We start from the raw sequence: 12,622 nt of genomic DNA on the forward strand, positions 1-12,622 counted from the left end.
GCGACACCGTGACCACCATCACTATTCGATCACGACAGTTATAACCGTTTTTCCCCACAACAGCCCGCCACGGCGCCCGAAATTCGGGTTCACCGAGCCCGCACACCCATTACATAAGCCGCACACCCGCTATAGACGGTGTGCGGCTTACGTAAAAGGTGTGCGCTGTGCGAAAGTCAGGCGTTGAAGTACTTCGCCTCGGGGTGCAGGAGGACGAACGCGTCGGTGGACTGCTCCGGATGCAGCTGCAATTCCTCGGAGAGCACGACGCCGATGCGGTCGGCTTCCAAGAGGTCGACCAGTTTGGCACGGTCGTCCAGGTCGGGGCAGGCGCCGTAACCGAACGAGTAGCGGGCGCCGCGGTAGCCGAGCTTGAAGTACTCCAGGACGTCGGCGGGGTCGGAGTCGGCGACCGCGTGACCGTCCAGGGTCAGTTCCTCGCGGATGCGGCGGTGCCAGTACTCGGCCAGCGCCTCGGTGAGCTGCACGCCGATGCCGTGCACCTCCAGATAATCGCGATAGTTGTCGGCCGCGAAGAGTTCGTTGGCGAAGTCGGCGATCGGCTGCCCCATGGTGACCAACTGGAACGGCAGCACGTCCACCTGTCCGGTCTGCTCGGCCCGCTCGCGCGAGCGGATGAAGTCGGCGATGCACAGGAAGCGATCCCGCTGCTGACGCGGGAAGGTGAACCGATACCGTTCCGGCGCACCGGGATTCGGCTCGGTGAGCACGATCACGTCGTCGCCCTCGGACACCGCGGGGAAGTATCCGTACACCACGGCGGCGTGCTGGAGCACGTTCTCGGTGCTCAGCCGGTCCAGCCAGGCGCGGAAGCGCGGCTTGCCCTCGGTCTCCACCAATTCCTCGTAGCTCGGCCCGTCGCCGCCGCGCTGGCCGCGCAGACCCCACTGGCCGAGGAACAGCGCCCGCTCGTCGAGCAGCCCCGAATATTCGTGCAGCGCCAGGCCTTTCACCACGCGGGTGCCCCAGAACGGCGGGGGCGGCACCCGCACATCCCCGGCCACGGCGGAGCGCGCGGGGACCCCGATCGGGACCTCGACCGCCTTGCGCTCCTCGGCGATGCGCTTGGACCGCTCGTGGCGGGCCTTGCGCTGGGCTGCCTTCTCCCGCTCCGCGATCGCCTCAGGGCTGTCGGGATCGAGGCCGCCGCCACGCTTGCGGGTCATGATGTCGTCCATCAACCGCAGGCCCTCGAAGGCGTCGCGGGCGTAGTGCACGTCCCCCTCGTACACCTCCGTGAGGTCGTTCTCCACGTAACCGCGGGTGAGCGCCGCGCCACCGAGCAGCACCGGGAACTGCTCGGCCACGCCCTTGGTGTTGAGCTCCTGCAGGTTCTCCTTCATCACCACGGTCGACTTGACCAGCAGCCCGGACATGCCGATGACGTCGGCCTTCTTGTCTACGGCAGCATCGAGAATGGTCGCGATCGGCTGCTTGATGCCGAGGTTCACCACCTCGTAGCCGTTGTTGGACAGGATGATGTCGACCAGGTTCTTGCCGATGTCGTGCACGTCGCCCTTGACGGTGGCCAGCACGATGCGGCCCTTGCCGCTGTCGTCGGTGGCCTCCATGTGCGGCTCCAGGTAGGCGACCGCGGCCTTCATCACCTCGGCCGACTGCAGCACGAACGGCAGCTGCATCTGACCGGAGCCGAACAGCTCACCGACGGTCTTCATGCCGGACAGCAGCGTCTCGTTGATGATCTGCAGCGGCGGCACCTGCTGCATCGCCTCGTCGAGGTCGGCCTCCATGCCGTTGCGCTCGCCGTCCACGATCCGTCGCGCCAACCGCTCGAACAGCGGCAGCTGCGCCAGTTCCTCGGCGCGTGAGGCCCGCGACGACGACGTGGACACGCCCTCGAACAGGCCCATCAGCTTCTGCAGCGGGTCGTAGTCCTCGCCGCGGCGGTCGTACACCAGATCCAGCGCGGTCTCGCGCTGCTCGTCCGGAATGCGCGCCATCGGCAGGATCTTCGACGCGTGCACGATCGCGGAATCCAGCCCGGCCTGCACGCATTCGTGCATGAACACCGAGTTCAGCACCTGGCGGGCCGCGGGGTTCAGGCCGAACGAGATGTTCGACAAACCCAGGGTGGTCTGCACCGCGGGGTGCTTCTCCTTGAGCAGCCGGATGGCCTCGATGGTCTCGATGCCGTCCTTACGCGACTCCTCCTGGCCGGTGCCCAGGGTAAAGGTGAGGGTGTCGATGATGATGTCGCTCTCCCGCACCCCCCAATTGCCGGTGATGTCGGCGATCAGCCGCTCGGCGATCTCCACCTTCTTCGCGGCGGTGCGGGCCTGGCCCTCCTCGTCGATGGTCAGCGCGACCACCGCGGCGCCGTGTTCGGCGACCAGCTGCATGGTCTGGTGGAAACGGGACTCCGGCCCGTCGCCGTCCTCGTAGTTCACCGAGTTCACCGCGCAGCGACCGCCCAGGTGCTCCAAACCCGCCTTCAGCACCGGGGTTTCGGTGGAGTCGAGCATGATCGGCAGCGTCGACGAGGTGGCCAGCCTGCTCGCGAGGGCGACCATGTCCTTGGCGCCGTCGCGGCCGACGTAGTCCACACACAGATCCAGCATGTGCGCGCCGTCGCGGGTCTGATCCTTGGCGATATCCAGGCACTTCTGCCAGTCCTCGGCCAGCATCGCCTCGCGGAAGGCCTTGGAGCCGTTGGCGTTCGTGCGCTCACCGATCATCATGATCGAGGCGTCCTGCTGGAACGGCACCGCCGTGTACATGCTGGACACCGCGGGTTCGTGCGCCGGGGAGCGGCGCGCATCGATCGGCGGCAGCTTCGGCTCGATCTCGCGGACCGCCTCGGTCACCTGCCGGATGTGCTCGGGCGTGGTGCCGCAGCAGCCGCCGACCAGCGCGAGTCCGAACTCGGAGACGAAGCCGCTGAGCGCGACCGCCAGCTCCTCGGGCGTCAGCGGGTATTCGGCGCCGTTCGCGCCGAGCACCGGCAGGCCGGCGTTCGGCATCACCGACACCGGAATTTGGGCGTGCCGGGACAGATGGCGCAGGTGCTCGCTCATCTCGGCCGGGCCGGTCGCGCAGTTCAGGCCGATCATGTCGATGCCGAGCGGCTCCAGCGCGGTGAGCGCCGCGCCGATCTCGCTGCCGACCAGCATGGTGCCGGTGGTCTCCACGGTGACGTGGGTGATGATCGGAATGCGCCGGCCGAGCTGACGCATGGCCTCCCGGCTGCCGGTCACCGCCGCCTTGACCTGCAGCAGATCCTGGCAGGTCTCGATGAGGATGGCGTCGGCGCCGCCCTCGAGCATGCCGAGCGCGGATTCGGTGTACGCGTCACGCAGCGCGGTATAAGGAGCATGGCCGAGGGTGGGCAGCTTCGTGCCCGGCCCCATCGAGCCGAGCACATAACGCGGCGTCCCGTCGGCGGACGGGCCCATCTCGTCGGCGACCTCGCGGGCCAGCCGGGTGCCGCGCTCGGACAGATCGCGGATGCGGTCCGCGATGTCGTAGTCGGCCAGGTTCGGCAGGTTGCAGCCGAAGGTGTTGGTCTCGACGGCGTCGGCGCCCGCCTCGAAGTACGCGCGGTGGATGCTGCGCAGCACGTCGGGGCGGGTGTCGTTGAGGATTTCGTTGCAGCCTTCCAAACCGAGGAAGTCGTCCAACGTGAGGTCGGCCGCTTGCAACATCGTGCCCATCGCGCCGTCCCCGATCACGACGCGGCGGCGCAACGTGTCGAGTAGCGTGGTGTCGAACTCGGCGGGCAGTGACGCAGACATGAGGACCAGCGTAATGGTCCGGTCGGACAGACCGACCCCCCGAGCCGGGTGGACACGGACACACCTGCGCCGCCGACGCCGTCGAACACGCCGGGCCCGGCCACGGCATACGACACGCCAGTTCGCCGCACACATTAGGCTGACCGAGTGAACCCCAGTGAAACTCCCGATCCGGAACTGCCGACATTGCGGGAACCGGTGCTGGTCGCGGCCTTCGAAGGCTGGAACGACGCGGGCGACGCCGCAAGCGGCGCCGTAGAGCATCTGGAATTGATCTGGGACGCCGAGCCGCTAGCCGAACTCGACTCCGAGGACTACTACGACTACCAGGTCAACCGGCCGACGGTCCGGCAGGTGGACGGCGTGACCAGGGAAATCCAGTGGCCCTCCACCATGCTCTCGGTCTGCTCGCCGCCCGGTAGCGACCGCGACATCGTGCTGCTGCGCGGCATCGAACCCAATATGCGCTGGCGCAGCTTCTGCGAGGACCTGCTGGAGTTCATCGAACAACTCGGCGTGCAAACCGTCGTCATCCTCGGCGCGCTGCTGGCCGACACCCCGCACACCCGCCCTGTCCCGGTCACCGGGTCCGCTTACAGCAAAGAAGCAGCGGAGCGTTTCAACCTGGAGCAGACCAGGTACGAGGGACCGACCGGCATCACCGGCGTGCTGCAGGATCAGTGCGTGAAGGCGGGCGTGCCCGCGGTGTCGTTCTGGGCCGCCGTGCCGCACTATGTTTCGCAGCCGCCGAACCCGAAGGCCACCATCGCGCTGCTGCACCGGGTCGAGGACGTGCTCGATATCGAGGTGCCGCTCGGCGAATTGCCCACGCAGGCTGAGGAATGGGAGACTGCGGTCAACGAGATGACCGCGGGCGACGACGAGGTCAGCGAATACGTGCGCTCCCTGGAGGAACGCGGCGACGCGGCGGTCGACGTGAACGAGGCGATGGCCAAGATCGACGGCGACGCCATCGCGGCCGAGTTCGAGAAGTACCTGCGCAGGCGCGGCCCGGGCAGCTTCGGACTCTGAAACACGCCCGAACGCTGACTATTTCGGTTTGCCTGGTGTTCACCAGGGGGCCGCTTGTTGGCCGGAAAGCCGCTGCCCCCTATTCTTTTTAGGGTGACCTTTGCCTCGCTCGTCGCGCACCTGCGTAGTTTCGACGAGCGGGTCGCCGTCCTCTGCCCCGGCTCGTCCGGGGCGGAGGACGCGGCGCCGGAAACGGCGGCCGACGAGGCGCGGCGGATCACCTACGCCCAGCTGGCGACGCTCGTCGAGGATTTCGCGGCCGAACTCGGACCGAACCGCAGGCTCGTCGCGCTCGCGGCCCGCAACGATCTGCGTTCGCTCGTCGGATATCTCGGCGCGCTCAGCGCAGGGTGCGTCGTGCTGCTCACCGCGGAAGTCACCGACGAGTTGCTGAGCGCCTACGATCCCGACGTGGTCATCGAGCACGGCCGGCCACACAGCCGGCGCGAGACCTCCGCGCACACCTTGCATCCGGATCTCGCGCTGCTGCTGAGCACCTCGGGTTCCACCGGCTCCCCGAAACTGGTCCGCCTCTCCTCGGCGAACCTGCTGGCCAATGCGGCCGCCATCGCCGAATACCTGACCATCGGCCCGGACGACCGGGCGGCGACCACCCTGCCGATGTTCTACTGCTACGGGCTTTCGGTGGTGCACAGCTACCTGCTGCGCGGCGCGAGCCTGCTGCTCACCGAACGGTCGGTACTGGACGACGTGTTCTGGGACGAGTTCCGCGCCTGTCGCGCAACGTCTTTCGCGGCCGTCCCCTACACCATCGACCTGCTGGACCGAATCGGCTTCGCCCACATGACATTGCCCGATCTGCGGTATGTCACGCAGGCGGGCGGCAGGCTCGCCCCCGATCGGGTCCGCGACTACGCCCGACTCGGCGCACAGGCGGGCTGGGACTTCTTCGTGATGTACGGCCAAACCGAGGCGACCGCCCGAATGGCCTACCTGCCACCAAATTTGGCGGCCGAGCGGCCGGACTGCATCGGGGTGCCCATCCCCGGTGGCGAATTCAGCCTGGAGCCGATCGAGGAGACCGGCGGACACCAGCCAGGCGTCGACCTCGGTGGGCACGCGACCGACGCCGCGCCGTACGAACTGGTGTATCACGGCCCCAACGTCATGCTGGGTTACGCCGAGTCGCCCGCCGATCTCGCGCTCGGGCGCACCGTAACCGCTTTGCGCACCGGCGATCTCGCCCGCCGCACCCCCGAAGGTCTGTATCAAGTGATCGGCCGCCGCAGCCGGTTCGCGAAGATCTTCGGGCTGCGCATCGATCTCCAGCGCCTCGAATCCGGGCTGGCGGCCGCGGGTTTCACCGTCTGCTGCACCGACGACGACGAACTGCTCGTCGTCGCCGTGGAGAGCCCCGCCACCGATCCGACCGAGACCGCGGCGCAGCTGGCCGGGCTGCCCGCCGCGTCCGTACGAGTATGTGCCGTCGAGGAATTGCCGCGACTGGCCAATGGCAAGCCGGACTATCCGGCCGTTCGCACGTTGTCGGCACCCGCGCCGGAGAGCCGGGGCATTCGCGCGCTCTACGCGACCTCGCTCGGCCTCGACCCGGCGCTCGTCCACCCGGACAGCACCTTCGTCGACCTCGGCGGCAATTCGCTGACCTACGTGACGACCGCGGCCAGGGTGGAACGCGCGCTCGGCAGGCTCCCCGCCGACTGGCCGACCATGACCGTCGCCGAGCTGGACCGGATCCCGCACGGCGGCAGGCGGTTCGGCCGCACGGTCGATACGAGCACGCTGCTGCGCGCCGCCGCCATCGTGCTGATCGCGGGCACGCACATCGGGCTGTTCGTGTGGTGGGGCGCCGCGCACGTGCTGCTCGGCGTGGCCGGATTCAACTTCGCCCGCTTCGCGGTGACCGCCGCGCCGCGTGCCGAACGGTTGCGGCACGTGCTGCGCACGGTCGCGCTGATCGCCGTGCCGACCGCCGCATGGGTAGCCGTCACGTTGCTGTTCACCGACTACTACGGCTGGCAGAACGTACTGCTGCTCAACAAGATTCTGGGCCCGCGCGACAGCGACACCGCGGGGCATCTGTGGTTCATCGAGGTACTGGTCTACTTCATGGTGGCTGCCGCGCTGCTGCTGCGGATACCCCTGGTCGACGCGCTGGAGCGGCACGCGCCGTTCTGGTTCGCCATGGGCCTGCTCGCGCTCACCTTGGTGCTGCGCTATCAGCCGTTCGGCCTCTATCCGGCAAAGGATGTGCCGTTCTCACCGCTGGCGGTGTGGTTCTTCGCCATGGGCTGGGCGGCCGCGAAGGCGACGACGGCGTGGCAGCGACTCGTGGTCAGTGCCGTCCTGTTGGCCTGCGTGCCCGGCTATTTCGGCGTGCCGGATCGCGAGCGATTGGTGATGGCCGGGCTGCTCTTGCTCATCTGGCTGCCTGCGATCCGGGTGCCGGCGCTGCTTGCGGTCGTCGCGGCGGTGCTCGCCGACAGCTCGCTGTTCGTCTATCTGCTGCATTGGCAGGTGTATCCGCTGTTCGGGCAACACCATGTTGCGGCGTTGCTCGCCTCGCTGGTAGCCGGTGTGGCCGCGACGAGGGTGCTCGCGGAAGTGCGACGGCGATCGGGACGGACCACTCGCTGGGCGATACCCCACTGGTCCGGCGTGCCGTCGTGGCTGTCAGGTCTCGATGGTCCAGACCTGCGCCGCCGCTTCGCGCGCCAGCTTCGCTAGCAGAATATCCCGTGGGATCGTCTGGCCGGCAAGGTGATCGAGCGACGGAACCACTACGTGGTGCGCGTCTGCTCGCTTGAGCTCCTGGGTCAGCTCGACAAATGCCGTGCCGTCACCGGAAGTCGATTCATGGAACGTTGCGGCGAAGCAGAGCCCTTCCTCACGGGCGAGGCTGCTCATCGCATCCTCGAGCTCTGCGCTGTGGCCATCGGCCAAATCGTCACGCAAGTATCCATAGATCAACGCTTCCACCCGAACCTCCGTTGGATTGGGTACCGCTGTTCTCATGTGGATCTACCCATTGTGGGGCACAGCGCCTTGCAAGGACAGATGCAATTGCATCTGGCTGTAACAAGATGGGTCCGGCAAACTTTCCGCTCCCATGGTCCAGCATGCACAACGCCAAACTGCGAATGCAGATGTCAACCCACTGACACCTATATGCCCTATCTCGGCCACCGGGCGTTAACTGGTGCGATACTACTGACGTGGCCGCTGGAGACGATCGACCCGTCTGGGCTGTCCGGATGCGTTCTGAACGCGATGCGCGGGGGTGGTCACAAGCAGATGCCGTCCGCGTGATGCGCGCCAAGTCATCCCACAACCTGCCGACAGACAGTACACTGCTGCGTAACTGGCGCCGTTGGGAATCGGGCGAGTCGCGGCCGGATGATTTCTATGCCCCTATCATCGCCGCCGCTTTCGACACCGTCACAGCGGCGTTCTTCCCCAAGGCCCGACCGAATCGGGACGACGAGGTGCTCTCGGCAACGGGCATGGACACGCTGGAATTCATCGGCCGCCTTCGCATGTCGGACGTCTCGCCCGCCACCCTCGATGCCATCCGCATCACCGCGGAACGCCTCTGCTGCGAGTACTCCTACGCCGATCCGCACGAGCTGCACGCCGAGGGCACCGGATGGTTGCGGAGAATTACCTCGCTGCTGGACGGCCGACTGACTCTGGCGCAGCACCGCGACATCCTGGTGCTCGCGGGATGGGTTGCGTTGCTGGTGGGTTGCGTGGACTACGACCTCGGCCGGCGCACCGCCGCCGAGGCGACCCGACGCGCGGCGTACTCGCTCGGCCAGGAGGCCGAGAATGCCGAGATCACCGGGTGGAGCGCGGAAATGGCGGCCTGGTTCGCGCTGACCCAGGGCAACTACCGGGGTGCGATCGACGCGGTCGACCAGGCCCTCGAGGCCAGCCGAAACCTGGGCGTCGGTGTGCAACTCGCGGCGCAGCGGGCCAAGGCGTGGGCACGGCTCGGCGACCGGCACGAGGTCGAGACGGCCCTCGATGAGGGTCGAGCAATTTTGGAGCGACTCGACCATCCGATCAACCTGGACAACCATTTCGTGGTCGACCCACAGAAGTTCGACTTCTACGCGATGGACTGCTGCCGCGTCGCGGGCGAGGATCGGCGCGCCGAGAGTTACGCCAACGAGGTCATCCGCAACTCGACCAGGGCCGACGGCACCGTGCGCAACCCGATGCGGGTGTCCGAAGCGCATCTCACCCTCGCGGTGGTCGCCGTGCGCAACCGCGATCTGGAACTCGCCGTCGATGAGGGACTGCGCGCGTTCGCGGGTAAACGCCGTTCACTGCCCTCGCTCATGTGGATCGCGGGCGAGGCCGCGCGGGAAATCATCGCCCGATACCCCGGGGATCCGCGCACCCGCGTGTACTTCGACCAGCTGCGCGCCCTCTCGAGCGAGTGACCGGTTCAGAACCGGCACAGCCCGATTCAACGGCGAACATCCGGCAAACAGGACACGGCCACGCCGAACTGGGTACGTTCGCGTTGTCGGCGACCGGCCCGCTACTACCCTGTTCCCGGTGACCGACTCCGTCGACGGCTCAGCCATCGCCTCCGTCCTATGGGACGACCGGCTGCGGCTGTTCTCCTTCGCCACCGCCGAGCGCCGCGCCGACTATCTGTGGGTGCTGCGCGCTTTCGACAGCGCCCGCGCCGCTTATGTGGTGCTGCTGCACGCCGACGATGTGGCGGAGTGGATCGAACGCAACGGACACAACCTGCGCACCCCTGACCTGCTCGAAACGGAACCCGCGGCTGACGTCGAGAGCCAGCAACATATAGAGGACAAGTCGGCGAGTCAGTCCGGCGACACAGCGCCGGTGGACGACACCGCGAAGACCGACGGCCCAGCGCAGTCCGATAACCAAGCGCAGTCCGGCGATACATCGCAGTCGGACAGCCCGGCTCAGTCCGACGACGGTCCCGCGAGCGCCGCCGTCTGGTCCACCGTGCGCGGCGCCCGCCCGAACGCGCCCCGGCTCACCGCCGCCGAGATCGGCCCGCTGCTCGATCAACTCCATCAGTGGGGCGTGCTGGAACGCAGTTACGACGGCACCCGCGCCGCCACCCTGGCCGAATACCGCAACCGGCACTTCGTCTACCAGTTCTCCCAGGCCGGGTTCCAGGCTTACCGCGCGGTCGCGGGAGTATTGAACGCCCGGCTCGATGAAGCGTCGCTGTCCCGGTTGGTGCTGCCGGAACTGCTCGCCGACCTGCACACCCTTGCCGCGGCCAATCGCGAGGGCGACGCCGAGCGGGTCTACCGCACGCTGCGCCGCCTCGACGCCGCGCTGACCGATATGGCAGCCCGCGCCGCACACTTCTATCTCTCCCTCGGCGACCTCGTGCGGACCACCGAGATCACCCCGGAATCCTTTCTGGCGCACAAGGACGCGCTGCTCGCGCACATGCGCGAATTCAGCCTGGACCTGGCCCGATTCACGCCGCGGCTGGCGGGCGCGATCGCCGAGATCGAGGAGACCGGTGTCGAGGAGCTGATCGAGCGCGCCGCAGGCTGCGACGAACGGGTGCTGCTGAGTTTCGCGGAGCGGCAGGCCGATTGGCACGCGCGCTGGGACGGGCTGCGCACCTGGTTCGTCGCGTCCGGCTCGGGCGAGCACGCCGGGACCACCGAGGCGGAACGGTTGCGCGAGGCGACCATGAGTGCCATCGCCGCCGTGCTCTCGCTGCTGCGCCGGGTCACCGAGACGCGGCGCGGCGGGGTGAGCCGGGAGTCGGCGCTGCGCCACCTGGCGGGCTGGTTCACGGCTGCGCCGAGCGCGGACAGCGCGCACGCTCTCTTCGATGCGGTGTTCGGCCTCGGCAGGCCGCGCCACCTGGCCATGGAGCATCCGGACGCGGACCTCATCCCGGCGCAACGGTCCTGGTGGGAAGCTCCACCTTTGGAGATCTCCCGCACGCTGGCCGAGACGGGCCGACCTCCATCGGCCGGCGCGCCCGCGCGAATCCACCGCAACGACGCGGGCATTCGGCGGTTGCGCGAGGCGCAGCTGGACGCGCAACGGGCGCGGGCCGACGCGGCCAAATCGCTGGCCGCCGCCGACGTGCACGAGCGGGTGCTCGACGAACGCGAGACCGAGGTGCTGTTGCGGCTGCTCGACGCGGCGTCCACCGCGTGGGTGCCGGTGAGCGGCCGGGTCGCCGGGACCACCGGATCCGACAGCGGGGTCACGCTGACGGTGTCGGAGCACGACGGTTCTACCGTGGTGCAGACCGCCCACGGGCTGCTGCATCTGAACAATCGCAGGCTCGAGGTGCGCCAGACCACCAAGACCCGGCCGCGCGGCGCCAAGGAGGCTCGATGAGACAGGCCCTGACGCCCGGCCCCGGGTGGCGCGGATGATGCACGGACGCAAGATCGATTCGCTTGCGCTGGACAACTATCAGCGCGCGGCCAGGGTGATCCTCGCCAATCACCTGGTGACCAGGACCTATCCCGATCGGATCGCGCTGCCGCTGATCCGCCGGTGGGCCACCGAACTGCGCGAGGACCTGGCCGAGCTGTTCGGCTACCGGTTGGAGGTCACCGAGACCACCGCCCGGGTGTTTCCCATCATCGACAGGCTGGACGCGGGCAAACCCGCGCGCACGCCCGCCGACCGGCTCTTCGATCGACGCCGCTACGCCTACCTCGCGCTCGCCATCGCCGCGCTCGGCCGGGCCGGCGACCAGACCACGTTGTCCGAGTTGGCCGATCAGGTCGCCGCGTACGCGGGCCGGGTGGAGGGACTGGAGCTGTCCACCGATCGTGCGGCGGACCGCGACGCCTTCGTCGACGCGATCGGCTGGCTGACCCATCGCGGCGCGCTCACCCTGGCCGACGGTGACGCTGGCGGCTGGGCCAGCGATCCGGAGGCGGGCGAGGCGCTCTACGACATCGACCGCCCGGTGGTGTTCGCGCTGTTCCGGCCGCCGCGCGCGCTGCAACATCTGCACAGCGTGCGCGGGCTGCTCACCGAAGAAGCCGCGGGCGCAAGCGGTCCCGCGCACGCGCCGACCGCCGCCGACCTGGCCCGGCGGGTGCGCCGGGCGCTGGTCGAGCGGCCGGTGGTGTACCTCGACGACCTCGAGCCCGCGGAACGGCCGGTGCTGGGTCAGGATCGCATCGTCGCCGACGTCGAGTTGTTCACCGGGCTGCGCGCCGAACGCCGGGCGGAGGGGGTCGCGCTGATCGACATCTCCGGGCGGCTCTCGGATATCCGCTTCCCGAGCACCGGAACGTTGGCGCAGGTGGGGCTGCTGCTGGCCGGTGAGATCGCCGACCGGGTGCTCGATCTCGACAACCCGCTCGAACAGCGGCCCGGCGCACCGGATCCGGGCGAGGCGCTCGCGGCGCAGCTGGACGGCGCGATTCCGGAGTCGACGGTGTTCGCTCCGCTCGCCGAGTTGCGCGCGCTGGATGACTTTTCGGCACAGTCGGATTCGGCGTTCGATGCCGACGAGGACACCGACGATCCGGTCGAGACCACGTATCCGGTAATCGATGCGGCGTGGGTGCGCGAGACCGTACAGGCACTCGCCGATCGGTACGGCGCCACCTTCGCCGCGCAGTGGCAGGCCGATGTACCCGGCCTGACCACCGAGGTGGTGGCACTGCTGGAACGGCTGCGCCTGGTGCAGACGGTCGAGGACGGGCTGCTGGTGTTGCCTGCCCTGGCGCGTTATCGCGGCGCCGTCGTCACCGTGCGCACGAAGCGCACCGAGGAACTGTTCGTCACCGCGGCCGACACCTATGGGTCCGACAGCACTGGCACGGAAGGGAACTGAGGCG

7 protein-coding genes are annotated in these 12,622 nt (G+C 68.3%); 5 read left to right on the top strand and 2 right to left on the bottom strand.

The window, feature by feature from the left end:
* Positions 1–176: 176 nt before the first annotated feature.
* On the bottom strand, positions 177–3,773 hold the full coding sequence (gene metH / locus DBO33_RS27880) for a methionine synthase (protein WP_107657724.1): 3,597 nt from the start codon (positions 3,771–3,773) through the stop codon (positions 177–179).
* 147 nt (positions 3,774–3,920) lie between these two features.
* Between metH and DBO33_RS27885 the strand changes: the two genes are divergently transcribed.
* Both DBO33_RS27885 and DBO33_RS27890 read left to right on the top strand, forming a co-directional pair.
* Positions 3,921–4,805, top strand: a complete 885-nt coding sequence (locus tag DBO33_RS27885; protein WP_107657725.1) for a PAC2 family protein — start codon at positions 3,921–3,923, stop codon at positions 4,803–4,805.
* Between the two features lie 93 nt (positions 4,806–4,898).
* A complete protein-coding gene (locus DBO33_RS27890; RefSeq protein ID WP_107657726.1) occupies positions 4,899–7,511 on the top strand; it encodes an AMP-binding protein in 2,613 nt (870 codons plus the stop codon).
* Here DBO33_RS27890 and DBO33_RS27895 read toward each other — a convergent pair.
* Complete coding sequence (locus DBO33_RS27895) at positions 7,458–7,763, bottom strand: hypothetical protein (RefSeq protein WP_107657727.1); 306 nt, start codon at positions 7,761–7,763, stop codon at positions 7,458–7,460. The genes DBO33_RS27890 and DBO33_RS27895 overlap by 54 nt on opposite strands.
* Before the next feature lie 329 nt (positions 7,764–8,092).
* On the opposite strand from DBO33_RS27895, the gene DBO33_RS27900 reads away from it, so the two are divergent.
* The 3 genes from DBO33_RS27900 to DBO33_RS27915 all read left to right on the top strand — a co-directional run bounded on the left by DBO33_RS27900 (position 8,093) and on the right by DBO33_RS27915 (position 12,618).
* Positions 8,093–9,232: a hypothetical protein gene (locus tag DBO33_RS27900; RefSeq protein WP_107660639.1), complete on the top strand. Its 1,140-nt coding sequence runs from the start codon at positions 8,093–8,095 to the stop codon at positions 9,230–9,232.
* 172 nt (positions 9,233–9,404) lie between these two features.
* A complete protein-coding gene (locus tag DBO33_RS27910; protein ID WP_407670631.1) occupies positions 9,405–11,156 on the top strand; it encodes a TIGR02677 family protein in 1,752 nt (583 codons plus the stop codon).
* Positions 11,157–11,193: 37 nt separating this feature from the next.
* Positions 11,194–12,618, top strand: a complete 1,425-nt coding sequence (locus DBO33_RS27915; protein WP_107660641.1) for a TIGR02678 family protein — start codon at positions 11,194–11,196, stop codon at positions 12,616–12,618.
* Positions 12,619–12,622 lie beyond the last annotated feature (4 nt).

The organism is Nocardia suismassiliense, assembly GCF_900269665.1.
In the GTDB taxonomy this organism is placed as follows: Bacteria; Actinomycetota; Actinomycetes; order Mycobacteriales; family Mycobacteriaceae; genus Nocardia; species Nocardia suismassiliense.